At 63.4% G+C, this 26,030-nt stretch carries 12 protein-coding genes; 4 read left to right on the forward strand and 8 right to left on the reverse strand.

What is annotated here, in order from left to right:
- Positions 1 to 37: 37 nt before the first annotated feature.
- The 3 genes from BOP93_RS18550 to BOP93_RS18560 form a co-directional block, all read right to left on the reverse strand.
- Positions 38 to 805 (reverse strand): N-acetylmuramoyl-L-alanine amidase, encoded by a 768-nt coding sequence (locus tag BOP93_RS18550; protein ID WP_104504071.1) that lies wholly within the window; start codon positions 803 to 805, stop codon positions 38 to 40.
- 124 nt (positions 806 to 929) lie between these two features.
- The gene (locus tag BOP93_RS18555) at positions 930 to 2,252 is read right to left on the reverse strand and encodes an ATP-binding protein (RefSeq protein WP_104504074.1); all 1,323 of its coding nucleotides are present in this window, start codon (positions 2,250 to 2,252) and stop codon (positions 930 to 932) included.
- The gene (locus BOP93_RS18560) at positions 2,249 to 2,929 is read right to left on the reverse strand and encodes a response regulator (RefSeq protein ID WP_104504076.1); all 681 of its coding nucleotides are present in this window, start codon (positions 2,927 to 2,929) and stop codon (positions 2,249 to 2,251) included. Before BOP93_RS18560 ends, BOP93_RS18555 begins: the two co-directional genes overlap by 4 nt.
- A gap of 175 nt (positions 2,930 to 3,104) precedes the next feature.
- Here BOP93_RS18560 and dsbD point away from each other — a divergent pair, with 175 nt between their 5' ends.
- Genes dsbD through dsbG form a run of 3 tightly spaced genes read left to right on the forward strand, consistent with a single transcriptional unit; the run spans position 3,105 to position 6,414 of the window.
- Entirely contained in the window at positions 3,105 to 4,832 is a 1,728-nt protein-coding gene (gene dsbD / locus BOP93_RS18565; RefSeq protein ID WP_104504078.1) for a protein-disulfide reductase DsbD, read from the forward strand.
- Complete coding sequence (locus tag BOP93_RS18570) at positions 4,832 to 5,677, forward strand: TlpA disulfide reductase family protein (RefSeq protein ID WP_104504080.1); 846 nt, start codon at positions 4,832 to 4,834, stop codon at positions 5,675 to 5,677. The genes dsbD and BOP93_RS18570 overlap by 1 nt, the downstream gene beginning before the upstream one ends.
- Positions 5,653 to 6,414 carry a thiol:disulfide interchange protein DsbG gene (dsbG, locus tag BOP93_RS18575; RefSeq protein ID WP_104504082.1) on the forward strand — a complete coding sequence of 254 codons (762 nt, stop codon included), beginning with the start codon at positions 5,653 to 5,655 and terminating at the stop codon, positions 6,412 to 6,414. Before BOP93_RS18570 ends, dsbG begins: the two co-directional genes overlap by 25 nt.
- A 73-nt stretch (positions 6,415 to 6,487) precedes the next feature.
- Here the strand turns inward: dsbG and BOP93_RS18580 are convergent, their stop codons facing one another.
- The 3 genes from BOP93_RS18580 to BOP93_RS18590 form a co-directional block, all read right to left on the reverse strand.
- Positions 6,488 to 9,223 (reverse strand): hypothetical protein, encoded by a 2,736-nt coding sequence (locus BOP93_RS18580; RefSeq protein ID WP_157943529.1) that lies wholly within the window; start codon positions 9,221 to 9,223, stop codon positions 6,488 to 6,490.
- A gap of 151 nt (positions 9,224 to 9,374) precedes the next feature.
- A complete protein-coding gene (locus BOP93_RS18585) occupies positions 9,375 to 22,271 on the reverse strand; it encodes a non-ribosomal peptide synthetase (RefSeq protein WP_104504086.1) in 12,897 nt (4,298 codons plus the stop codon).
- 51 nt (positions 22,272 to 22,322) lie between these two features.
- On the reverse strand, positions 22,323 to 23,075 hold the full coding sequence (locus BOP93_RS18590) for a thioesterase II family protein (protein WP_104504088.1): 753 nt from the start codon (positions 23,073 to 23,075) through the stop codon (positions 22,323 to 22,325).
- Positions 23,076 to 23,375: 300 nt separating this feature from the next.
- Here BOP93_RS18590 and BOP93_RS18595 point away from each other — a divergent pair, with 300 nt between their 5' ends.
- The gene (locus tag BOP93_RS18595; RefSeq protein ID WP_005789991.1) at positions 23,376 to 23,927 is read left to right on the forward strand and encodes an RNA polymerase factor sigma-70; all 552 of its coding nucleotides are present in this window, start codon (positions 23,376 to 23,378) and stop codon (positions 23,925 to 23,927) included.
- Between the two features lie 580 nt (positions 23,928 to 24,507).
- On the opposite strand, the gene BOP93_RS18605 is transcribed toward BOP93_RS18595, so the two are convergent.
- Together BOP93_RS18605 and BOP93_RS18610 are read right to left on the reverse strand one after the other, a co-directional pair.
- Positions 24,508 to 25,296: a substrate-binding periplasmic protein gene (locus tag BOP93_RS18605; RefSeq protein WP_104504090.1), complete on the reverse strand. Its 789-nt coding sequence runs from the start codon at positions 25,294 to 25,296 to the stop codon at positions 24,508 to 24,510.
- A 91-nt stretch (positions 25,297 to 25,387) separates the two neighbouring features.
- Entirely contained in the window at positions 25,388 to 26,011 is a 624-nt protein-coding gene (locus BOP93_RS18610) for a TetR/AcrR family transcriptional regulator (protein WP_104504092.1), read from the reverse strand.
- Positions 26,012 to 26,030: the final 19 nt, after the last annotated feature.

Here is a 26,030-nt window from a genome sequence, read left to right on the forward strand (position 1 = left end):
GGCAAGCCCCCTCCCACATTTTTAATTGCGCTGGGCTTTAGAGTGCCCGGTACTTTTCATTCAGTGCATACAAGATCGCGCAGGTCTCAGCATCCAGACGCCCGCCATAATCGCGCGCCCGAAAGTGCATCTGAAACGCCCGGGTGCGCAGTTCAAAGGCCTGGCGATTCCAGGCCGGTTTGTAACCATAGCGCTGAAACGCACGCTCCACTTCGACTTCCGGGGGCAGCCCCATGCAAAACCGGCGTTGGTACATCGCTCGGGTGGCTTCATCAAACCAGGCCCCGACCCCGGCCTCATGCAGGTACCGCCAGGGCAGCCGAGGGCCCGGATCGCTCTTGCGCCAGTACGCCACATCCGAATGCCCAAGAATATCGACCGGACCGATGTGCGGATAACGCTCGAGAATGTCACGCACTAACGCAATCAACACCTGCACCTGTTCCTCGCGATACGCGGGGAACGTGAACACGCCTTTGTCGTCACGCGCCAGGTTGACGATTTCGATGCCGATCGCGCGGCTGTTGAGGTTATCCCGCCCGCCCCAATGGCTCGCCCCGGCATGCCAGGCACGCTTGTCTTCACCCACCAGGCGAAACACACGCAGCTCGTCATAGCCAGCGGCGCGGTAGGCGGGTTCGTCGGGATCGGGAAGCAGGTAGTGAGCGCTGACCCCATTCTGGGTCAGGGTGCGCAAGGATGATTCAAAGGGCGCCGCAGTGTAGTGCAGGATCACCTGCCCTACCGGCTCGCCGTTACGTTCATTGAAATCCCTGGCGGGGAAACTGGTATCGATGACCAACATAAGATCCGTCCTTTTCAATACGGGCCGAATCATTCGGCCCTTACAAGCGCAAAAAAATTACCGCCATCCTGAAGACTTGAAGGTCAGGCGGGCGGTAATTATTTAGCCCTTGCTGAAAAAGCGATCAGCGTCGCAACGGCATGCCCAGATCAACGCGCAGGCCATCGGCCTGGCTGTCGAACGTCAGCGAGCACGCGCAGCGCTGCACAATCGCCTGAACGATCGCCAGGCCCAGGCCACAGCCTTCGCTGCTGCCATTGCGCCAGAAGCGTTGGGTCAGGTATTGCAGATCCTCGCTGGAAATCTGCGGGCCATGGTCGCGCACGCGAAACACCACCTTGTCGGCGCTGGAGGACACCTTCAGTTCCACCCGGGTATCGGCCGGGGTGTGGCGCAAGGCGTTGTCCAGCAGGTTGCGCAAGGCTGCCACGGCCAGGCCCACGGGCATGTCCACCGGCGTGTCAACAAGGCCGTCCGCCAGGACCAGGTCGATGCGCGAATTGTCCCCAGCATTGGCATCCTGGATCGCCAGGCGTGCGACCTCCTCGGCGCTGGACTGCAAACCATCGTCAAACGACAGGCTGCCCTCCACCCGTGCCAGCAGCAACAGTTGCTCCAGGGTGCGGTGCAAACGGTCTGCACCTTCCTCGGCGTGGGCCAGGGACTGGTCGCGGGCCGCGCCCTCGGTCATACGGGCCACCTGCAGGTGCGTCTTGATCGCCGTCAGCGGGCTGCGCAGCTCATGGGCGGCGTCGCCGGTCAGGCGGCGTTCGCGCTCGATGGTCTTGGCGATGCGTTGCAGCAACTGGTTCTGGGTGTCGAGCAGAGGCTTGAGTTCGCTGGGCAGCGGGTGGATCTGCAACGGTTCAAGGGAGTCGGCGCTGCGGCGCATCAAGGCGTCACGCATGCGGTTGAGCGGCACCAGGCTTTGGCCGATGCCCAGCCACAGCAGGCACAGACAGCCCAGCAAGGCCACGCCAACCGGCACCGAGGCCGCGAGCAGGATCGACAGGTTCAGCGCCTCACGTTCCACCTGACGGTCGGCGGTGGTGATCAGCAGGTCACCCCGAGACAGAGTGAAGCTACGCCAGCCCACGCCATCGATCATCTGGTCGCGAAAACCACTCTTGCGCGACTCCAGCCCCTCATCCGGCGTGGTATGGCTGCGCGCCAGGATTTCGCCGTGCAGGGAACTGACCTGGCAGGCCATGCCCCCCGGTACGCTCAGTTGTTCGCTACGCAAATGGGTGCCGGCGCCGACGCTGGCCAGGCCCGGCATCTGTTCTGTCAGCCCGGCCACCATGCGCGCCGAGGCGACCAGCCGCTGGTCGAGGGAAAACATCATCTGATTGCGCAGGTCGTTGAGCATCCAGGCCGCCGCCAGGGCCCAGATCACGACAAAAGCGGCGCCGAGCTTGAACGTCAGGCGCAGGCGCAGGCTTTTCACGAAGCATCCTCTCCCGCATCGGCCGGGCCCAGGCGATAGCCGAGGCCGCGTACGGTCTCGACGATGCCATTGCCCAATTTGCGCCGCAGATGGTGGATGTGCACGTTCAGCGCGTTGCTTTCCAATTCGTCGTTGAACCCGTAGACGCTGTCCTTGAGCTGCTCGCTGGACAACACGCGGCCCTTGTTGTGCAGCAAGGCCTGCAACAGCGCTTGTTCACGCCGCGACAGGTCGACCGGCTGGCCGCCCAGGAAGGTCTCGCGGCTGCTGGGGTCATACGCCAGGCGGCCATGTTCGATCAGGTTGACACTGCGCCCTGCCACGCGGCGCAGCAGGGTTTGCAGGCGGGCGGCGAGTTCGCGCAGGTCGAAGGGTTTGAGCAGGTAGTCGTCGGCCCCCGCCTGCAGGCCGTCGACACGGTTGGTCACCGAGTCACGGGCGGTGAGGATCAACACCGGGATCTCCAGGCCCTGGCTGCGCTGTTGCTGCAGCAGCTTCAGGCCGTCTTCGTCGGGCAGGCCGAGGTCGAGCACCATGATGTCGAAGGTGGCCGCCCTGAGCATCGCCCTGGCCGCCGCCGCCGTGGCCACGCGTTCAACCGTGAAGCCCTGGGCGGTGAGGCCGGCCACGATGCCGCTGGCGATCAGTTCGTCGTCTTCGCAGACCAGTACGTGCATGCTGAGCCCTTCATGAAAGATGCGGGTGATTAGAAAACGCACGGATTAAGCGTGCATTATGCCGCTAACTTCATAACACCCGATAACTCCTACACTCTAGAATAGCGCCGGTTAATCATCGGTTAATCAACGCCACACATTGTGTGCCTCACTTGCATCGAATTAAGGCTGGACCATGCGGTATCTATTTACTTTTCTGCTGGTGTTGCTGGCGGGGTTCGCCCAGGCCGCACCGGGTAACCCGTTCGAGTCCAAACCCGATTTCCTCCCGGTGGGCAAGGCCTTCACCTTTACTTCCGAGCGTCTTGAAAGCGGCGAGACCCAGCTGTATTGGCAGATTGCCGACGGTTACTACCTGTACCAGCAGCGCATGAAATTCGACGGCCTGGCGCAAAAGCCCGTGCTGCCCCAGGGCGAAGCCCATAGCGATGAGTTCTTCGGCGAACAGCAAGTGTATCGCCAGGGCCTGGAAGTGAAGCTCCCGGCCGACGCCACCGGCCAGGTCAGGCTGGGCTGGCAGGGCTGCGCCGACGCCGGCCTGTGCTATCCGCCACAATCGATCACCGTGGACCTGGGCGGCAACCCGGCCGTCGCCGCCACCGCGCAGGCCCAGGACGAAAGCCTGGCCAGCGGCCTGCAACAGCGCAGCCTGGGCTGGAGCCTGCTGATCTTTTTCGGCCTGGGCCTGTTGCTGGCGTTTGCCCCGTGTTCGTTGCCGATGCTGCCGATTCTCGCCGGCATGGTGGTGGGCAGCGGTGCCAGCCCGCGTCGCGGCTTTGCCCTGGCCAGCAGTTACGTGGTGTGCATGGCGCTGGTGTATGCGGCGCTGGGCGTGATGGCCGCGCTGCTCGGCGGCAACCTGGCCGCACTGCTGCAAACCCCGTGGATCCTCGGCAGTTTCGCCGCATTGTTCGTGATCCTCGCCCTGCCGATGTTCGGCTTCTTTGAGCTGCAACTGCCGGCCTTCCTGCGTGACCGCCTCGACACGGTCAGCCGCCGGCAGAGCGGTGGCAGCCTGGTCGGTGCCGGCATTCTCGGTGCGTTGTCCGGCCTGCTGGTGGGCCCGTGCATGACCGCGCCCCTGGCCGGCGCACTGCTGTATATCGCCCAGAGCGGCAATGCGCTGCACGGCGGGCTGATCCTGTTCGCCATGGGCATCGGCATCGGCATCCCGTTGTTGCTGCTGGTCACCGTGGGCAACCGCTTCCTGCCCAAGCCGGGCACCTGGATGAACGTGCTCAAGGGTATCTTCGGCTTCCTGTTCCTCGGCACCGCCGTGCTGATGATCCGTCCGGTGGTCGGCGAAAGCCTGTGGATCGGCCTGTGGGGCGCACTGGCACTGGTCATGGCCTATTGCGGTTGGACGCTGGCGCGTGAATACGGCCTGGCCGCCAAAGTGCTTGGCGCCGGCTCCCTGGTGCTGGGCCTGTGGGGCGCAGTGCTGGTGGTAGGCGCGGCCGGTGGCAGCGATGAGCTGTGGCAACCGCTGAAGGTCTACAGCGGCTCGCGGGTCGCCGCCACAGCAGGCGCTCACGATGGGTTCACGACCATCAACAACCCAGCCGCCCTGCAAAGCCAGCTCGACAGCGCCAAGGCCCAGGGCCAATGGGTGCTGGTGGACTACTACGCCGACTGGTGCGTGTCGTGCAAGATCATGGAAAAACAGGTGTTCGGCAAACCGGAAGTCATGGATGCCCTGAAAGACGTACGCCTGCTGCGCCTGGACGTCACCGCCGACACTGCCGCCAGCCGCGAACTGCTCGGCCGCTACAAGGTGCCGGGGCCACCGAGCTTCGTGTGGATCGGTCCGGACGGTGAAGAACGCCGGGCCCAGCGCATCACCGGCGAGGTGGATGCCGCCGCCTTCCTGCAACGCTGGACGCACACCCGAGACGCGCGCTGATGCTGACCCTCACCATCGGCACCTTCGCCATCGCCCTGAATCACATCCTGTTGATCAGCGCGCTGATTCTGGCCACGCTGGTGGGCTGGCGTGTGGCCAGGCGTGGCGGGGAAAACCCCGAATCGGTGCTATTCAGCCTGTTTCTGCTGGGCATGCTGACCGCCCGTGTCAGCTTTGTACTGATGTATTGGGGCGATTACCGCAACGACTGGCTGCAAATGGTCGACCTGCGCGACGGCGGTTTCCTCGCCTGGCCCGGCGTGATTGCGCTGGTGCTCGGTGCGCTGGCCTACGGCTGGCGGCGCCCGGCCCTGCGCAAGCCTCTGAGTGCCGGGGTGATCAGCGGCCTGGTGTTCTGGGGCATGGCCAGCCTGTCGCTGAACCTCTACGACAAGGGCTCGCAACTGCCGGACATCACCCTGCGCGATGCCAACGGCAACGTGGTGCAACTGGCCGACTACAAAGGAGGCCCTCTGGTGATCAACCTCTGGGCCACCTGGTGCCCGCCCTGCCGCCGGGAAATGCCGGTGCTGGAGCGCGCGCAACATCAACGCCCGGATGTCACCTTCCTGTTCGTCAACCAGGCCGAGAGCATGCAAAGCGTCAGCACCTACCTGGCTACCCAGGGCCTGAACCTGGACAACGTGCTGTTCGACGCCAGCGGCCGCCTCGGCCAGGCCGTCGGCTCCATGGCCTTGCCCACCACCTTGTTCTACACAGCCGACGGCCGCCTGATCAACAGTCACCTGGGTGAGCTGTCCCAAGCCAGCCTGGCCCGTGCCATGGAACCCTTCGACACTGTCCCACAAAGGAAACCCACATGCCTCGCCTCCGCCACCTGCTGACCCTGCTGCCACTGACGCTTGCCGCCACCCTGGCCCAGGCCGAAGACTGGCCAGCGCCGATCAAGCAAATCGAAGCCAAGGGTGCCAGGATCCTCGGCAAATTCGACGCCCCCAGCGGCCTCACCGGCTATGCCGCGCAGTACCAGAACCGTGGCATGGCGCTGTACCTGACCGCCGACGGCAAAAGCGTGATCGCCGGCAACCTGTACGACACCCAAGGCAACGACCTGAGCAGCGCGCCCCTGGAAAAACTGGTGTACGCGCCGATGTCCAAGGAAGTCTGGGCCAAGATGGAAAACAGCAGCTGGATCCAGGACGGCGACAAGAACGCGCCACGCATCGTCTACCTGTTCAGCGACCCCAACTGCCCGTACTGCAACATGTTCTGGGAACAGGCCCGCCCGTGGGTAAAGGCCGGCAAGGTGCAGTTGCGCCACATCATGGTGGGGATTATCCGCGAAGACAGCCCGGGCAAATCCGCCGCGCTGTTTGCCGCCAAGGACCCGCAAAAGGCCCTGGAAGAACATGAGGCGGCCGGCAAGGGCAGCAAGTTGCAGGCACTGGCGAAGATCCCGGCGGATATTGAAGCCAGGCTTGATGGGAATATGAAGTTGATGGAGGAATTGGAGCTGTCGGCGACGCCGGCGATTTTCTACCTGGATGACAAGGGCGCATTGCAGCAACAGCAGGGGGCACCGTCGCCGGATAAGTTGGTGAAGATTTTGGGGCCTAAATAGAATATCCAAAGCCTGACGAAAGAGGCCTCCATCACTGGAGGCCTCGTTTTTGATACACGTCAACCCTAGCCGATCAAATGTTTTCCTTCACCGTAAGGTGAGTCACCTCATAGTCATTCACCGGACCTATCCCCATTACCGTATTGTGAAGAGCAAGCCTCACGGTACTTGAGGAGGCGACGAATTCGCCTTCCAGTAATTGCCAGGCAGTGCCCGCGGGAAAAGTGACTTTCGTAATCTCTTTCCCTTCGTCAACCAGGACTAATCCGGGCTTACTCGCAGCATTGCCCACGGGATCACGAACCCAGGCACTGAACGTATAGCTACGTCCCGCGTCAAGATTACTGAATACCTTGAACAGCTTCTCACGCTGGGTACTAGGGTCGGTTGTATTGGTATAGCCCCAGTCCCACAACAGGTAGCCCGTAGCCCCTCCTGGTACAGACCCAGCCTTGCGCGACAGGTCTCTTGGATCCGTGGCGCCCTTTCCTTTCTGCCAGCCGTTCCAATCCTTGCCGGCTGGATCGAAGTCAGTGAAGTCGTAAAGTGCTTTAACGAAGTTCAACGTCAACGGCTGAAATTCGATCTCGACGCTTCCCACCGGATCTGGGCCGATGAAATGCGAAAAGTTAATGACGATCTTGGTATGACTTTTTAACTTCTCCAACTCCGAGTGCAGGATCAGACACGACAATCCATCCCTGTCACCGTTTTCCAGGGGCCTCGCCATAACAGGGATTGTGATCGAAGAACCATCTTCTGCAGTCCCCGTAAGCGTCATAACCCCGAAATGCCCCTCCATGAAAAACCACCACGCCAAATCGACGTCGGCATCGGAACTCTTGACGATGACCTCGGCATCCTTCCCAGGGAAGGTACGCAGATCCAGGACGTCGCCAGTGGCCTGTTTCACCACTGGACGAGGACGCCGCTGCATGAGTGGCTCACCGACCTGCAACTCCAGGGTGTCGGACACCATCTGATTGCAGGCGTTGATCACGGTATAGGTAATCAGTGGCTTCTTGCGGAAGCTGTTGATCACCTGCTCGCGCGACGCCAGGAAAGTGACCGTGCCGGCTGCCCCTTCCTGCAAGAGCAGCGGCCAACAGCTGTCTGCTTCGTCCAGGCACCATTGGGCAGTATGCTGGTGGCTCGGTTGATAGCCATCGTAAACCACATCGACATGCCCCCCTTCGCGAGCGTTCCACGGCACCAAAACACCACCCTGTGCCTCCCTGACTGTGGGTGCCCGTGGCGTCAGGGGCTGCTGGCGAATTGCGAATATTGCAGGTGGGAATTCGAGGGCGTCCTTCAGTTCGCTCGCGTTACAAAAGCTGGTCTTGACGCGCAGTTCGAACGTGGAGCAATCGCCGATCTTTTCCAACTTAGCCCTTGGAATATCAGCCTTGACGCCGTCGCTTTTCCAGGCGTCCGTGACAATCTCACCGTCCAGAATATCAAAGCGATAAGCGCTGCCATCTGCATATTTAGCATCGATCCACATCCAGCAATGGCTCGCACACTCACCATATGCGCCCAACGGCGCTATCACCTTCGCATCCCCCGGGAAGTTATCGAGGCACAGCATCCGATCCTGGTTCGCCTCTTCAATCAGCGGGCGTTCGAATTCGGGCGTTAAAACACTGATCACTCTCGCTTGGGACGGCTGTACCTTCCCAACGACGGCGAGGTCATAGGTCAGTGTCATCTTCTTGATGAAGAAACACGCCACCACACAAGCCGACAATTTGGCGGAAGGCTTATCTCCGTCCTGTTCAACCTTGAAATCACCCAACAGTTTCTTCGCGTAACCGGGCCCGCTTACATAAAACCTGACCTCGTCATCTTTGTAAGTGTCCAGACCCGGGATGATGATCTCACCTCCCTCTTGGGTGTTTTCGGGGTTGAGGCACCACTCACCGTTGTATTGCGTCGACTCGCGCAAGTGTGGCGGCGGCAAGTCGAGCGCTGGGTCCACACGTAAAAGCGTGGTGTGACGCGAGTGTAAATCTTCGCCATTTTTCGGTAGATCGGTGTGATTCATCGGGTCGAGGGTATCGAACTCTCCCTGATTGCCCGAGTAAACCCAGGCCAAACTAGGTGTAACGGACGAATAGTCTTCTCTCCTCGCCAGCCAACCTCTGGGGATTCGGTATTCAAACAGGTGTTTCGGATGCGCCTCTTCGGCACTTATCGCCCGGCCAAACTCCAACCATCTGAATGCGGGCTTCACCAAATGCTCGTCACCGACAACGACCAAATACAGGCGCATACCTTTCACCGGCATAGGTGGAGCCTTGAAGCGAATGAGCCCATCGCCTGAAAAACTCTGCATTCTCAGCCAATGGGTGTTTGACTCGATCACCTCTTGGGGAAATTCCGGTAGCGCGTCCTGTGTCTGATCTTCTTCAAGATCCTCAACAAACACCTCTCCGACAATTGACCTCTGGTGGTCCCCGTAAACGAGCGCCTCATACCAATATTCAACCGGCTGGCCGATGCTTCGACTTACCCAGTCCGAAGGAATGTCGACTTTGTCGCCATCGTCGGAGGGAACACGCGGCTCAAATACGGGTTGATCATAGTTTTTCAACCGCCAGAAGAACTTGATATCACTACTGCCTTGCGGCGCAAAAAGGGTGGCCGTCAGCCCATTCTTGCCGTCAAGTGGGTCAAGCAAACCGCCGTCTACGTGTTCGATTTCAGCCATGCGCATTTCAAGTTCGGTTGCCGCGCCAGCTGGCCGATACGAAGATGAGGCAATCGATTGGGAAGTACTGGTTTCTTGAGGAAGTGTTTTTTTAGCCACGATAAGACTCCTGTCCAGCATTAGATCACCGTCGGGCCCGGCCCTGCGGGCCGGAAACTGCGGTTATCTAACACGTGGATCAGGAATCCTGCCTACTGTCAGAATTGACAGTTCTGCTCAAAAGCCTCGGCATTTCAGACCAGCGGCTGCTTTACAAACCCTCCAGTTCCGCCATCAAATCACTCAACCGATCCACCTTCTCGGCACTGATCTCATTGCCCGCCAAACCCTCGATATACTCGGCCAACTCCGCCACCGTGCTGCATTCGAACATCGCCCGCAGCGGCACATCGCGCTGCAGCGTCTTCTGTACCCGCGAAGCGATTTGCGTGGCCAGCAATGAATGCCCGCCCAGTTCGAAGAAGTTGTCCTGCACCCCTACTCGTTCGACCTTGAGCACTTCGGCCCAGATCGCGGCCAGGGTGGTTTCCAGTTCATTGCGCGGTGCCAGGTAGTCCTGGCTGTGCAACTGGCCGATGTCCAGGGCCGGCAGGGCCTTGCGGTCGAGTTTGCCGTTGGCGTTGAGCGGCAGGCGCTCAAGCCACAGCCAGTGCAGCGGCACCATGTATTCCGGCAATTCGGCGCGCAGGCGTTGCTTGATACGGTCCAGGCGTTCGCTTGGGCTTAAGCTTTCATCAACCGGCACCAGGTAGCCCACCAGGTGCTTGCCGTTGACGCCCTCCTGGACACCGACCGCCGCATCACGCACCTCGGGTTGTTCGTGCAGGCGTGCTTCGATTTCACCCAGTTCGATGCGGTAGCCGCGAATCTTCACCTGATGGTCGACCCGCCCGACATACTCCAACACGCCGTCACTGCGTCGGCGCGCCAGGTCGCCGGTGCGGTACAGGCGCTCGCCCGGTGCGCCGAACGGGTTCGGTACAAACACCGGTGCGGTGCGCAGCGGGTCGCTGACGTAACCGCGACCGACGCCGATGCCGGCCACGCACACTTCACCGACGGCGCCTTGGGGCACCAGCTCCAGCGTGCCGTCCAACAGGTACAGACGGTTGTTGTCGGTGGGCGTGCCAATCGGCAGATAAGTGCCACGGGTCGAGGCCAGGTCGACGCGGTAGAACGCCACGTCGTCCGAGCATTCCGCCGGGCCGTAGGCGTTGACCAGGCCGATCTGCGGGTAGCGCAGCAGCCATTGGTGCGCCAGCTCCGGCGGCATGGCTTCACCGGTCGGCAGCATCCAGCGCAGGCCGTCGAGGCGAATGTGGTCCTGGGCGAGCATGCCCTGGATCAGCGACGGCACGCTTTCCAGCACGGTGATGCCGTGTGCCTGAACATGCTCCAACAACCCCTGCGGATCATGCGCAAGGGCGTTCGGCACAATATCCACCCGCGCGCCAAACAGCGGCGCGGCGAGGAACTGCCACACGGAAATATCGAAGCTTTGCGAAGCGGTCTGCGCGATCACATCGGCATCGCTCAGTTGCAGGTAGGGCACCTTGCTCAACTGGTTATTGAGCATGCCGCGCTGTTCAACCATCACGCCCTTGGGCAGGCCGGTGGAACCGGAGGTGTAGATCACGTAGGCGAGGTTGTCCGGGGCGCTATAGACGCCCGGGTTCTCGCCACGGGCGGGGATTTCCTCCCACACCAGCAACTGGCAGTCGACGCCGTCGAGCAGTTCGATGGCCTGTTCCCGGCACGCTTCGGTGCACACCAGCAAGGGCGTGCGGCTCAGGTCGATGATGCGGCTCAGGCGCGGGCCCGGCAGGCCAGGGTCCAGCGGCAGGTAGCCGGCACCGGCCTTGAAGCTGCCGATGATCATGCCGAGCAACTCCAGGTTACGCTCGGCCAGCAACGCCACCGGTTGGTCCGGGCCGATACCGGCGGCAATCAGCGCATGCCCCAGGCCGTTACTGCGCCGGTTCAACGCCTCATAGCTCCATTGCCGGCCAAGGCAACTGGCGGCGATACGCTGCGGATGCTGCGCCACCCGCTCCTCGAACAACTCGACATAGCTGCGCGCCAGCGGGTAGTCGTGTTCGCTCTGGTTGCAGCCATCCACCAGGAACGCGCGCTCCTGCTCGCCGATCAGCGGCAGGTCGGCCATGTCGCCATGGAAGCCCTGCACCAGCGCCAGCAACAGGCGCTTGAACTCGGCGAGCATGCCTTGCACGGTGGTTTCATCGAAGTAGCGCTGGTCGTAGGACAGGTGCAAGCCCAGGTCATCGCCCGGGTAGCACACGGCGGTCAGTGGGAAGTTGGTGTGGGTACGCCCGGAATCGGAGGTGGCATTCAGGCTTTGCGCATGGCTGAGCACCGAGGTTTCCACCGGGGCGTTTTCGAACACGAACAGGCTGTCGAACAGCGGTTGGCCCTTGGGCAGTTCGCTGTGTTCCTGGATAGTCACCAGCGGCAGGTATTCGTACTCGCGCAGTTGCATATTGCTGTCGAGCAGACCGCTCAACCATTGGCGCACGCTGCACCGCTGGTCATCAGCAGGCAGCTTTACCCGCAGCGCGATGCTGTTGATAAACAGGCCCACGGTGCGTTGCATCTCGGGCATGTCCACCGGACGCCCGGCCACGGTGACGCCGAACAGCACCTCGCGATCACCGCTCACGCGCCGCAGCACCAAGGCCCAGGCCGCCTGGGCGAAGGTGTTGACGGTGAGTTGATGCGCCTGGGCCAGCTCGCGCAGTTGCGCGCCGTCACGGGCATCCAGCCAGGTGTAGCAGTCGCCCACCACCATGCCGCCGCTGTGGCCGGCATGTTCGCGCAGGAACGGCCGGTCGCTCGGGATCGGTGTGGTGCGTTCGAAACCTTGCAGGTTGCGCTGCCACCACTGGCGCGCTGCGTCCAGGTCCTGGCGTTGCAGCCAGGCGATGTAGTCGCGGTAGCGCGGCGGCGTGGCCAGTTGCGCGTCGCGCCCTTCGCCAAGCGCCTGGTAGAGCTCGAAGAAGTCGTTCATCAGCAGCGAACGGCACCAGGCATCGATAAGGATGTGGTGGTTGCTCATCATGAACCAGTAGCGCGCCTCGCCCACGCGGATCAGGCGCAGGTGGAACGGCGCCTGGTTGAGCAGATCGAAACCGGCCTCGCGCTCAGCCTTGAGCAGCGCTTGCAGACGCGGCTCGTGTTCACGCTCGGGGTCGGCGCTCCAGTCCAGGTAGTCAATCGGCGTGCTGCCGGGTTTGTGGATCACTTGCAGCATGTCTTCGCCGACGTTCCAGCAGAACGAGGCACGCAAGGCTTCGTGGCGGGCGATCACCGCCTGCCAGGCCTGGGCGAAACGCTCGGGATCGAGGGCGCTGTTGATGCGGTAGCGGTCCTGCATGTAATACAGGCCGGTGCCCGGTTCCAGCAGGGTGTGCAGCAGCAGGCCCTCTTGCATCGGGGTCAGCGGGTAGACATCTTCGATAGCGCCGGCCGCTACCGGCAAGCTGTCCAGTTGCGCCTGGGTCAACCGTGCCAGCGGGAAGTCGGACGGCGTGAGGCCACCGGATTCGTCCTTGATGCAATGGGCGATCAGGTCCTGCAGTTCGGTCAGATAGGCCTCGGCCAGTTTGCCAATGGTCTGCTGATCGTAGCGCTCGCGGCTGAAGGTCCAGCGCAGCACCAGTTCACCGCCGTACACCTGGCTGTCGACACTCAGCGCGTTGGGCAGCGGTGCATCAGGGTCGTGGGCAAGGCCGGCGGATTCCTCCAGCGGATGAAACAGCGCGTCGGCGCCGAAGCTCTGGTCGAACTGGCCGAGGTAGTTGAAGGTAATGTCGGCGCTCGGCAGCGCGGCCAGGCTGCGTTGGCACGGTTCGTCCGCCAGGTAGCGCAGCACGCCGTAGCCCAGGCCTTTATGTGGCACGCCGCGCAGTTGCTCCTTGATCGCCTTGATCGAATCGCCCGGTTCCGCCTGCGGGGTCAGGCGCAACGGATAGGCGCTGGTGAACCAGCCGACGCTGCGGGTCAGGTCGATGTCATCGAACAGGCTTTCGCGGCCGTGGCCTTCCAGTTGAATCAACGCTGCGTCGTGACCGCTCCAGCGGCACAGCACGCGAGCCAGGGCGGTCAGCAGCAGGTCGTTGACCTGGGTGCGGTAGGCGCTCGGCGCCTGTTGCAGCAACTGCCGGGTGCGCTCGACGTCCAGGCGCACGCTGACGGTCTCGGCGTCACGCTGGCGCAGTGCGCCGTGTGGGCGATCCACCGGCAACGCCAACGCCGGGCCCGCCAGTTGCGCTTGCCACAGGCTCAGCTCTTCGCGCAGGGATTCGCTATGGGCATAGGCCTGCAAACGTGCGGCCCAATCGCGCAACGCGCTGGTTTTGGCCGGCAGGCTGACGGACTGGCCTGCGCTCAGTTGGCGATAGACCGTTTGCAGGTCTTCGAGCAACACGCGCCAGGACACGCCGTCCACCACCAGGTGATGGATGGCGATCAGCAGGCGCTGCCGGCCTTGCGGGCCGTCCACCAGCAAGGCGCGCAGCAGCGGGCCGTGCGCCAGGTCGAGGCTGCGCTGGGTGTCGGTGAACAGCGCGGTGCAGTGGTCCATGTCGCGCACCTGCGCCTGCATCAATACGCCGCCCTGGGGCACGCTCAGGTGTTCGGCGTGCCACTGGGCATCGCGCTGGGTGAAGCTCAGGCGCAGCGCGTCGTGATGCTCCAGCACCGCCAGCAGGGCCTGCTCCAGGCGATGTGGCTCGAGCAGTTGCAGCGGCTTGAGCACCAGGGCCTGGTTCCAGTGCTGGCGCGCAGGAATGTCGGAGTCGAAAAACCAATGCTGGATCGGCGTAAGGCCCGAGCGGCCGGTGAGCACACCTTGCTCGGCGCTGAACGTCTCGACGCGCGTGGCGACGGCGGCCAGGCTTTGCACGGTCTGGTGCTGGAACAGGTCACGCGGGCTGAAATGAATGCCCGCCTGCCGCGCACGGCTGACCACCTGGATCGACAGGATCGAATCGCCGCCCAGCTCGAAGAAGTTATCGTCGAGGCCGACTTGCTGCAGGTTCAGCACCGCGCACCAGATGGCCGCCAACGTGCTTTCCAACGCATTGCGTGGCGCCACGTACGCCTGGCGATTCGCTTCAGGATCGGGCTGCGGCAAGGCGCGCCGGTCGAGCTTGCCGTTGGCGGTCAGCGGCATGCTGTCGAGCACGATCAGGTGGGCGGGCACCATGTAGTCCGGCAAGTGCGCCTTGAGGTGGGCCTTCACCGCGTCGCGCAAGGCGCCGTGCTCGGCGTCGCTGACCAGGTACGCCACCAGCTGTTTACCGCTCGGCGAATCCAGCGCCAGCACCACCGCTTCACGCACGGCTGCATGCTCCAACAGGCGCGTTTCGATCTCGCCCAATTCGATGCGGAAACCGCGAATCTTCACCTGATGGTCGATGCGCCCCAGGTACTCCACCTGCCCATCGGCACCTTGGCGCACCAGGTCACCGGTGCGGTACAGGCGCCCGCCATTGGCGGTGAACGGGTCGGCGACAAAGCGCTCCGCCGTCATGCCGGGGCGCTGGTGATAGCCCTGAGCCAGGCCCGCGCCGCCGATGTACAACTCGCCGCTCGCGCCCTGCGGCACCAGAGCCAGGTCGGCGTCGAGAATGTACGCCACGCGCGCGCCGACAATGCTGCCGATCGGCACGCTGGCGGCGCCCTCCGCCACCTGTTGCGGCGCCAGGCTGGCCAGCGGCATCACCACGGTTTCGGTCGGGCCATAGGCGTTGAAAAACAGCTCAGGCTGGAACGCCGCGCGAATACGCTGCAGATGTTCACCGGTCAGTGCTTCACCGCCGGTGATGCACATGCGCACCGGCAAGGTCTGCTGTTGCGTGGCCAGCCACTGCGCCAACTGGCTGCCGTAGCTGGGCGTGAACCCGAGGATATTCACGCGATGGCTGCGGATCAGCGCGCAGATCTCTTCGGCGTCCCATTGGCCCTGGGCGCGCAATACCACGTGGGCACCGCTGAGCAACGGCACCAGCAGGCGCTCGGTGGCGGCGTCGAAGTTGATCGAATAAAAGTGCAGTTCGCAGTCGTCCGGGCGCATGCCGAAACGCTCGATCACGGCCTGGCAATGCATGGCGATTTCCCCCTGGGACACCACCACGCCTTTAGGCTTGCCGGTGGAGCCGGAGGTGTAGATCAGGTACGCCTGGTGCTGCGCCAGGCTGATAAACGGCAGCTCATCGGCCGGATAATTTTCCAGCCTGGCCGCGTCATCTTCCAGGCACCAGCACGCCAGCGCGTGCGGCAACTCGCCCAGGGCCTGGAACATCGCCGCATCGCTGAGCAGCAGGCCGATGCCGCTGTCTTCGATCATGTAGTGCAGGCGGTCCAGCGGGTATTCCGGGTCCAGCGGCACATAGGCGCCGCCGGCCTTGAGGATCGCCAGCAGGCCGACGACCATTTCCAGCGAGCGTGGCAGCGCCAGGCCGACCCGCACCTGCGGACCGACGCCACGTTCGCGCAGCATCCAGGCCAGGCGATTGGCGCGGGCGTCGAGTTCGGCGTAAGTGAGGGTCACACCGGCAAAGGTCAGCGCCGGCGCAGCGGCACGCTTGCGCGCCTGCTGGCTGAACAGGGTCTGGATACACTGGTCCAGACGATGCTCTCCGGCTGCAACCCCGAGGCTGTCCTGCAGGGCGCGCTGCTCGGCGGCGCTGAGCAACGGCAGTTCGCTGAGGCGTTGGTGCGGATTATCGATCAGTGCTTCCAGCAAATTGCGCCAATGCGCGGCCATGCGGGCGATGCGCGGCTCATCAAACAAATCGGTGCTGTAGGTCAGGCAGCAACCCAGGCGATGGTCGAGGTCGGTGACTTCCAGGTTGAGGTCGAACTTGGTGGCGCGGGCATCGTTGGCCAGGTACTCGACGGTCATGCCGGCCAGTTGGCGGCTCTGCTGGAACTCCCAGCGCTGCACGTTGCACATCACCTGGAACAGCGGGTTGTACGCCGCGCTGCGCGGTGGTTGCAGCGCCTCCACCAGATGGTCGAACGGCAGGTCCTGATGGGACTGGCCTTCGATCACGGTGTGACGCACCTGCTCGAACAACTGCGCCACACTCATCTGCCCATTGAGCTGGCAACGCAACACCTGGGTGTTGAGGAACGCACCGATCAGCCCTTCGCTTTCCGGGCGGATACGGTTGGCCACCGGCGCGCCGATGCGCAGGTCGGTCTGGCCGCTGTAGCGGTAGAGCAACACGGCCAGGGTAGCGGTCATGGTCATGAACAGGGTCAGGCCCTGTTCGGCGTTGAAGGCGCGTACGCGGGCGGCCAGGGCATCGCTCAGGTCGAAGCGGTACAGCTCGCCGCGATGACTTTGCACCGCCGGGCGCGGGCGGTCGCCGGGCAGTTCGAGCAGCGGATGTTCGCGGCCCAGTTGCGCGGTCCAGTAATCCAGCTGGCGTTGACGCTCGCCCGATTCCAGCCATTGGCGTTGCCACACGCTGTAGTCCAGGTACTGCACCGGCAGCGGCGCCAGCGGTGAGTCGCGCTCGTCGATAAAGGCTTCGTACAGTGCACTGAGTTCACGGGCAAAGATGTCCATGGCCCAGCCTTCGGTGACGATATGGTGCAGGGTCAGCACCAGGTAATGGTCCTGCTCGCCGGCCTTGACCAGGCAGGCGCGCAGCAACGGCCCACGTTCCAGGTTGAACGGCGTATGCGCTTCCTGATCGGCCAGGTGCTGCAAACGCTGCTGGCGCTCGGTCTCGCTGAGTGCCGAGAAGTCCTGCCAGTCCATGCGCAGGTTGGTCTGCGGCGAGACGTGTTGACAGGCCACGCCATCGACGCTCGGGAAGGTGGTGCGCAGGGTTTCGTGGCGCATGATCAGGGCCTGCAAGGCTGCCTCGAAACGCCCCACATCCAGCACCCCGCGCAAGCGCGCCATGCCACCGACGTTGTAGGCCGGGCTGTCCGGCTCCATCTGCCAGAGGAACCACATGCGCTGCTGGGAATAGGACAGCGGCACCGGCGCGCTGCGGTCGACCCTGGCGATGGCGGTCTGTTGGTTGCGTTGGCCCGACGCCTGGATCAGGCCCACTTGTGCGGCGAAATCGCCCAGCTCGCTGGCATCGAACAAGGTGCGCAATGGCAGCTCGACGTCGCAGGCCTGACGAGTACGGGAGATGATCTGCGTGGCCAGCAACGAGTGGCCGCCCAGGGCGAAAAAGTCGTCGCGCAGGCCGATACGCGGCAGGCCGAGCACTTCGCGCCAGATCGCCGCAATCTGCTGCTGCAACGGCGTCTCGGGTTCGACGTGTTCGCGGGTTTGCCACACGGGTTGCGGCAATGCGCGGCGGTCGAGCTTGCCGCTGGGGCTCAAGGGCATGACGTCCAGGTACATCAGGAAGGCAGGCACCATGTACTCGGGCAAGCGGGCAGCCAGCGCGGTTTTTACCGCCTGTGCATCCAGTTCGACAGGGCCGCTGTAGTAACCGATCAACTGCTCGTCACGCACCAGCACCACCGCTTGGGCGATGCCCTGAACCGCCAGCATGCGCGCTTCGATTTCCTGCGGTTCCACCCGCAAGCCGCGCAGCTTGACCTGCTGATCGAGACGCCCCAGGTATTCAAGCACACCCTCAAGGCTCCAGCGCGCACGGTCGCCGGTGCGATACAGGCGCGCGCCGGCCTCGCCCAGCGGGTCGGCGACAAAGCGTTCGGCGGTCAGCCCGGCACGGCCAAGGTAACCGCGCGCCAGGCCAATGCCGCCGATGCACAATTCACCCGGCACACCGGCCGGCAGCGGGTTGAGGTGCTCGTCGAGCACCCGGCAGATCACATTGCCCAGTGGCCGGCCAATCGGCGAGCGCTCGCCATCGTCCACGGCGCAGTGCCAATGGGTGACGTTGATCGCGGTCTCGGTCGGGCCATACCGGTTGTGCAATTGCACCGCCGGCAGGCGTGCCAATACGCGGTCGCGCAGTTCGGCGGGCAAGGCTTCGCCGCCGGAGAACAGGCGGCGCAGGCTGGTGCATTCGGCTGCCAGCGGTTCGTCGATAAACAGCTGCAGCAACGGCGGCACGAAGTGCAGCGTGGTCACGCCATGTTCCTGCACCAGTTGCGCGATGCGATGCGGGTCACGGTGCTCGCCGGGGCCTGCCAGGACCAAACGGCAACCGGTGATCAGCGGCCAGAAGCACTCCCACACCGACACGTCGAAACTGATCGGCGCCTTTTGCATCAGCACGTCGCTGGCGTCCAACCGGTAGGCGGCCTGCATCCACTGCAAGCGCTCGGCCAGCGCCGCGTGGGTATTGCCCACACCCTTGGGCTGGCCGGTGGAGCCGGAGGTATAGATCACATAGGCGAGGTTGTCGCCGTGCAGGTGCAGGCCCGGCGGCTGGCTTGGCCAGCTGTCCAGGTGCAGGCTGTCCATGGCAATCACGCACACGCCTGGGGTCGTCGGCAGACGTTCGAGCAGCGAAGTCTGGGTCAACAGCAGGTGTACGCCGCTGTCTTCGAGCATGAAGGCCAGGCGCTCGGCGGGGTAATCCGGGTCCAGCGGCACATAGGCGCCACCGGCCTTGATGATCGCCAGCAGACCGATCAGCAACTGCGGCGAACGCTCGGCGGCGATGCCCACGCAGACGTCCGGGCCCACACCCTTGTCGCGCAGGTAATGGGCCAGGCGGTTGGCCTGGGTGTGCAGTTGGGCGAAGCTCAAGCTGGCGTCCTGCCAGACCAGCGCCGGGGTGTCCGCGGTGTGCAGGTTGAGCAGTTCGGGCAGCCATTGCCGGGCCGGCGCGCACGGCGCCTGGCTCCATGGGCGTTGCTCGTCCTCTGCGCTCAGCTCCAGCTCGCCCACGGCGTGCTGCGGTTGCGCGCAGACCGCTTGCAGCAGGTGGACGTAATGCTCGGCCAGGCGCTGAAGGGTGGCGCTGTCAAACAGTTCATCGGCGTAGTCGAACGACAGGCTCAAGCGCCCGTTGCGGTCTTCTTCGCTGTGCAGTTGCAGGTCGAACTTGGCTTCGCGGCTGTGCCACGGCAGCTCATCGGCGAGCAGGCCCGGCAGGCGGCGCAAGGCACTCAGGTCGCGTTGCTGGTGGTTGAACATCACCTGGAACAGACCCTGTTCACGCGCCTGTGGGAAGGCCTCCAACAGTTGCTCGAACGGCAGGTCCTGATGGGCCTGGGCGTCCAATGCAGCCTGGCGTGTCGCGGCCAGCAGTTGGTTGAACGGCAGGCGCCCGTCGAGCTCGGCACGCAGTACCAGGGTGTTGATGAAGAAACCGACCAGGCCATGGGTTTCCTGGCGCGGGCGATTGGCATTGGGCACGCCGATGCGGATATCGCGCTGGCCGCTGTAGCGATACAACAGGGTCTGGAACGCGGCCAGCAGCAGCATGAACGGGGTGGATTCATGGGCGCGCGCGGTCTGGCCGATCGCGGCGCTGAGGGACGCGTCCAGGCGTACGGTATGCCGCGCGGCGCTGTTGCGCGCCTGCGTCGAGCGTGGGTGGTCGGTGGCCAGGTTGAGGGGCGGATGCTCCTCCCCCAGCGTCGCCTTCCAGTACGCCAACTGTCGCTCGCCTTCGCCGGCGGCCAGCCACTGGCGCTGCCAGCTGGCGTAGTCGGCGTATTGCAGGGTCAGGGGCGGCAACTCAAGGGGCTGGCCCTGGACGGCAGCGGCGTACAGGCGCGAGAACTCGTCAATCAGGATATTGAGCGACCAGCCATCGGCGATGATGTGGTGCAACGTCACCAGCAGTTGATGGTCCTCATCGTCCAGACGCACCAGGGTGACCCACAGCAGCGGGCCTTTCTCCAGGTCGAACCGGGTACGCGCTTGATCTTCGCGGACCTGCTGCGCACGCGCCTGGCGCTCGTCATCGGGCAAGTCGCTGAGGTCGATGACGTGCAACGCGAAATCCGTCGCGGCCTCGACTCGCTGAAAGCCCTGACCATCGCGCTCGTAAAAGCGTGTACGCAAGGCTTCGTGGCGCTGGATCAACTGCTGGAAGCTTGAGCGCACGGCGTCTTCATCCAGCTCGCCGCGCAGGCGCAGGGCGCCGGGGATGGTGTAGGCGCTGCTGTTCGGGTCCAGTTGCCAGGTGATCCACAGGCGGTTCTGGGCCAGGGATTGCGGCAGGTCGTCCTGGCGCGACACAGAGGCCATCGCGCCCTGGGCAACGCCGCCGTCCTGTTGCAGGCGCGCGACGCTGGCGGCGAAACCTTGCAGAGTGGGCGCTTCGAACAGCAGGCGCAGGTTCAGCTCCAGGCCCAGGGTTTCGCGCAGGCGCGCGACCACTTGGGTCGCGCTGATGGAGTTGCCGCCGAGCAGGAAAAAGTGATCATCGGCGGCGACCGTCGGCACCTGCAGTTGCTCGCACCAGATCGCGGCGATCTGATTTTGCAGGGCGGACTCCAACACCGCATCACTGGCCTGCGCTTGCAGGTCGGGGAACTGCGCATAGCAGTCGAGACTGCCATCGGCATGGCGCAGCGCACACGCCGCCCGTTGCACCTTGCCGCTGGAGGTTTTCGGCAACGCGCCCGGATTGAGCAACACCACCACGCACGGCGCCTCCTGGCAGGCCTCGGCCACTGCCTGGCGAATCGCCTTGATCAGCGCTTCGGGCGGCAGGATTTTCTGCACGCTGCGGCTGATTTCCGCGGCAATGCCGATGCCTTCCACGCCGTGGTCATTCACCGCAAAGGCGGCCACCCGGCCCTTGCGTACTACCTCCACCTCACGCTCGATGGTTTGCTCGATGTCCTGCGGGTACAGATTGTGTCCGCGTACGATCAGCAGGTCTTTCAAGCGCCCGGTGATGTACACCTCACCGTCACGGATAAACCCCAGGTCGCCGGTGCGCAGCCAGGTCCGGCCGGCGTGCTGGACGAAAGTCCGGGCGCTGGCTTCGGGGTTGCGCCAGTAACCGTGGGCAATGCTCGGGCCGCTGGCCCAGAGTTCGCCCACGCAATTGTCGGCCAACGCGCAGAGCGTGTGGGGATCGGCAATCAGCACGGCGTGGTCCGGCTGATGGGTGCCGCAACTCATGACCGCACTGCCCTGCCCCGGCTCGGCGCGGTTGGCGGCCAGCGCCTGCGCATCCAGGTGCAGCGCAGGGATGCCGTGGCCACGGCGGCCACCGGCGACAAACAAGGTCGCTTCGGCCAGGCCATAGGAGGCGAAGAAATTATTCGAGCTGAAACCACAGGCGGCGAATTTTTCGCCGAACCGTTCCAGGGTGTCCAGGCGGATCGGCTCGGAACCGGAATAGGCCACGCGCCAGGTGCTCAGGTCCAGGCGTTCCAGAGCCGACTCGCTAACCCGTTCGCTGCACAGACGGTAGGCGAAGTCCGGGCCACCGCTGATGGTGCCGCCGTATTCGCTGATCGCCTCGAGCCAGCGCAGTGGACGCGCCAGGAAGTAGGCCGGCGACATCAGCACGCACGGCACGCCGCTGAAGATCGGTTGCAACAGGCCGCCGATCAGACCCATGTCGTGGTACAGCGGCAGCCAGCTGACGATCACATCGTCCGGGTTGAGGTCGATGCCAAAGCCGCGGCGGATCAGCACTTCGTTGGCCACCAGGTTGCCGTGGCTGACTTGCACGCCCTTGGGCAGGGCGGTGGAGCCGGAGGTGTATTGCAGGAAGGCGATGTCGTCGGGCTGCAACTCGGGGGCGACCCAACGCTCGGCAAGCTGTGGGTCGAGGGTGTCCACGCTCAACAGCGGCGGTGCGTTTTCGATCTGCGCCAGGCCATCGGCGAGGCTGGCGATGGTCAGCAGCCGGCGCGGCTCGGCATCGCTGATAATCGACAGCAAGCGCTCCTGATGATGGCGCTTGCTCGATTCCGGCGGGTAAGCCGGCACCGCGATCACCCCGGCGTACAGGCAACCAAAGAACGCCGCGACATAGTCCGGACCGCTGGGAAACAACAACACCGCGCGCTCGCCCATCGCGACATCGGCTTGCAAGGCCGCGGCGATGGTGCGCGCGCGTTGGTCCAGGTCACGGTAGCTGAGCACCACGCTGTGCTCGGCGGACTCGGCCAGAAAGCGCAGGGCCAGGCGGTCCGGCGTCTGCGCGGCACGGCGCTGGAGAGACTGGACCAGAGTGCGGGGAAGTTCGAAGGCGTCCATCATGGGGTTCCTGCCTGAAATCGGCTTACGGGAAATTCGGGAAATCGGTGAGGTTCAGCCGGCGACGCGCTGGCGCGCCGCGCCACTGCGCCAACGGGCCAGGTGGGCCTCGGCATAGCGCCGCATACAGCGCAGCACGACGCTTTCGTGCTGCACGAGAAAGAAGTGATGCCCCTCGAACATGTCGAGGGAAAAGCCGCTGGCGGCTTCGAGCTGCCAGTCGAGCAATTGGTCGGCGCGCACGCTGTCCTGCTTGCCGCCAAAGACATGGATCGGCACGTCCAGCGGCTCGCGTTCGCCATAGGTAAAGCTGCCGCACAGCAGGAAATCGGCGCGCAGGATCGGCAGCATCAACTGCATCAATTCGGGATTGGCCAAGGCGTCTTCCGCAGTGCCCTGCAGCTCGCGCAAGCGGGCGATCAACTGTGCGTCGGTTTTTTCGATGGCGTAGTCGCTGACATCGCGCCGCGCCGGGCCGGCGGTGCCGGAGACAAACAACGCCAGCGGCGCCGGCACATTGCGCGCGTTCAGGGCATGCGCCAGCTCGAACGCCAGCAGGCCGCCGAGGCTGTGGCCGAACAACGCATAAGGGCCATTCAGGTCGCGGCTGATTTCAATCGCAAGCTGGGCGGCCAGGGCCTTGATATCGCGTTGCAGCGGTTCGCCCATGCGCATGCCCCGCCCCGGCAGCTCCAGCGGGCACACCTGCAACCAATCTGGCAACACGCGGCGCCAACGGGCGTAGACCGAGGCACTGGCGCCCGAATGGGGCAGGCAGAACAGACGCAGCGGCGTTGGCACACTCATCACCCGAGTACCCCAAGCTGAAACACGCTGCGTCCACGATAAAAACCCATTTCGCCCTCCTGCGGGTGCTGATCCCTGGCCGTTTGCTAACGAACCTTTCACCCAGAAGAACGGACGGCCCCGGCAAATAATTAGTCGTCGGGGACGAGCGAGACGCGGCTCACGCCTCTCGCGAAGGCGTAAGATTAGTTCGTTTTCTCATTTGACAATCATTATCATTCAGCATAATTTGTTGCCCGATGTGTAGGAGGCCTCAGCAAGGATGCCCTCCCCTAACCTCTTTGCAACAAGGTGATTTCCATGACGGAACAAGTATCCACAGGCAGGTGCGACTCACCCCTTCTCCAGGCGTTCGTCGACAATCGACTTATCCTGGTGAAGATCGCGGCGCGTATTACCGGCTGCCGTTCCCGTGCCGAGGATGTGGTGCAGGACGCCTACTTTCGGCTGCAATCGGCACCGACCATCACCTCTTCGTTCAAGGCACAACTGAGTTATCTGTTCCAGATCGTGCGCAACCTGGCGATCGATCACTACCGCAAGCAGGCCCTGGAGCTCAAATACTCCGGTACCGAAGAGGAAGGCTTGAATGTGGTTATCCACGGCGCTTCACCGGAAACCTCCCACATCAATTTCAACACCCTGGAAAACATCGCCGACGCCCTGACCGAACTGCCACAGCGCACCCGCTACGCCTTCGAGATGTACCGCCTGCACGGCGTGCCGCAGAAAGACATCGCCAAGGAACTCGGGGTCTCGCCAACACTGGTGAACTTCATGATCCGCGATGCGCTGGTGCACTGCCGCAAAGTGTCGGGCAGCCACAGCGATACGTTTGCGCGCAGGGTTTGAACAACACACAAACCACTGTGGGAGGGGGCTTGCCCGCGATGCGGTGTGTCAGTTAGCTCTGTTTTAGCTGACACACCGCTATCGGGGGCAAGCCCCCTCCCACATTTGGACCGGGATCGACACAAAATACCGGTCGGCTCTAAGGCCGCCGCGCTTTTGATCTTGATCTTAGGCGCCCCGTTAAACCACGCTGGCCGAACGCAGGCTTGAATCCGTGGGTAACCCGGCAGGACGCCGGGTTAGCCGCACTGGGCCATGGATGGCCCATTGCGGCGGCCCACGGATTCAAGCCGGAGAGAGGGCACACCGAGCCTAGGCGAGGTGCCGAGTGGTGGGGCAAGAGCCCTTTGGTTACTTTGGGGCTTTTCCAAAGTGACCCGCCGTCAGGGCGGAACCCTAAGTGGCCGTTACCTAAATAATGGATATGTACTCGATCTGATCCAACATCCCGGCCAGCCCAGAGGCCGCCATCGGGGGCAAGCCCCCTCCCACATTTGGACCGGGGCCGTCATAAGATACCGGTCGGCTCCAAGGCCCCCATCAGGAGCAAGTCCCCTCCCACACTTGATCAACTGCGGCCTCAGCGCAGTGGCGTTATATCAATCCGATACGGCGCGAAAATCCTGAGCATCTGGCCGTTATCCCGCAAGCGCTTGAGCAACTCGGCAAACGCCGGCCCGGTGATCGGCGCCTTGGGCCGCAGCAGCGCGTAATGGTGATAGACCTGATCAATGCGCTCCGACACCAGGAACTTGTCCGCCATGTCCGCGTTGCGCACCATGAAATCACTCAAGTACGAACGAGTGACCAACGCAATATCGGCACGCCCCCGCGCGACCATCAGCAAGTTGCTGTCATGGGAATACGTCAAGGTAGCGTTGAAGTGCTCGGCCAGGTACTTGGGGTCGGGGTTGAACTGGGCGAAGGCGTAGTGATAACCGCTGAACACCGCCAGGCGTTTGCCGGCCAGGTCGGCGAAAAAGCGCTGGTCGCGACCGGGCTCACGCTCGGCCACGAAGATTTCAGCGTCTTCCAGCCCCATGTCGACGCTGGTATGGGCCACATTCGTCCACCCCCAGGAGGGGTTTTCAAAGATCGCCATGTCCACCCGGCCCTGCTCGAAATCGCGAAAACGCCTGGGGATGGAGGTGGGCACCAGCACGAACTGATAGTCGCTTTGCACGGCGTTCAACGCTTCGACCAATTGCGGCAGCAACCCGGTATCGGCACCTTGCTCAGGGCGTACGGTATACGGCGGAAAATGCGCCGCGCCGACCCTCACCAACTGCGCGGCGCCAGCTTGCGTCCACCCTGCGGTACCCAGCGCCCAAAATGTAAGTCCTGCAGCCAGCCGCCATGGCGAAAACATCTAGGCACACACCGTTGAATTCTATGATGGCGATAAGCTAGGCGTTTTTCCCGGGAGAGACAACGCTTGCCAGTAAATTGATAGCTGCGCCTCAATCCGCCTTGAGCACCATCAGCAGGGCTTCTTCAGCCAGTTCTTCAAGCGTCAGGCTGCCCTGGGAGCGGAACCAGGTGGTGGTCCAGGACAGCGCGCCGGTCAGGAAGCGCCGGGTGATAAACACGTCGCCCTTGATGTAGCCCGCAGCCCTGGCTTCGCCCAGCACCTGCAGCCAGATGTCTTCATACACGTCGCGCAAGGCCAGTACCCGGGCCTGACCTTCGGCAGACAATGAACGCCATTCGTACACCAGCACCGCCATCGCCTCACCGCTGCCGCCCATGATTGACTGCAATTCGCAGCGGATCAGCGCCCGCACGCGCTCGCGCACAGTGCCCGCCTGCTCCAGCGCAGCGCGCATCATCGCGGTGTTGTAGAGGATGGTTTCTTCCATCACCGCGCGCAGGATCTCGTCCTTGCTCTTGAAGTGATGAAAGATGCTGCCCGACTGGATGCCCACCGCGCCAGCCAGGTCGCGCACGGTGGTGCGCTCGAAGCCCTTGTTGCGAAACAGGTGCGCCGCGGTTTGCAGCAACTTGCCCCGGGCACTCTCGGGGTCGGTCAATTGGCCACCGTCGACCATGGTGCGCATCACACGCGGGGCTTGGTGGTCATCCATGCTGCTTTCCCTTATGTCT

The organism is Pseudomonas orientalis, from assembly GCF_002934065.1.
Lineage (GTDB): Bacteria > Pseudomonadota > Gammaproteobacteria > Pseudomonadales > Pseudomonadaceae > Aquipseudomonas > Aquipseudomonas orientalis_A.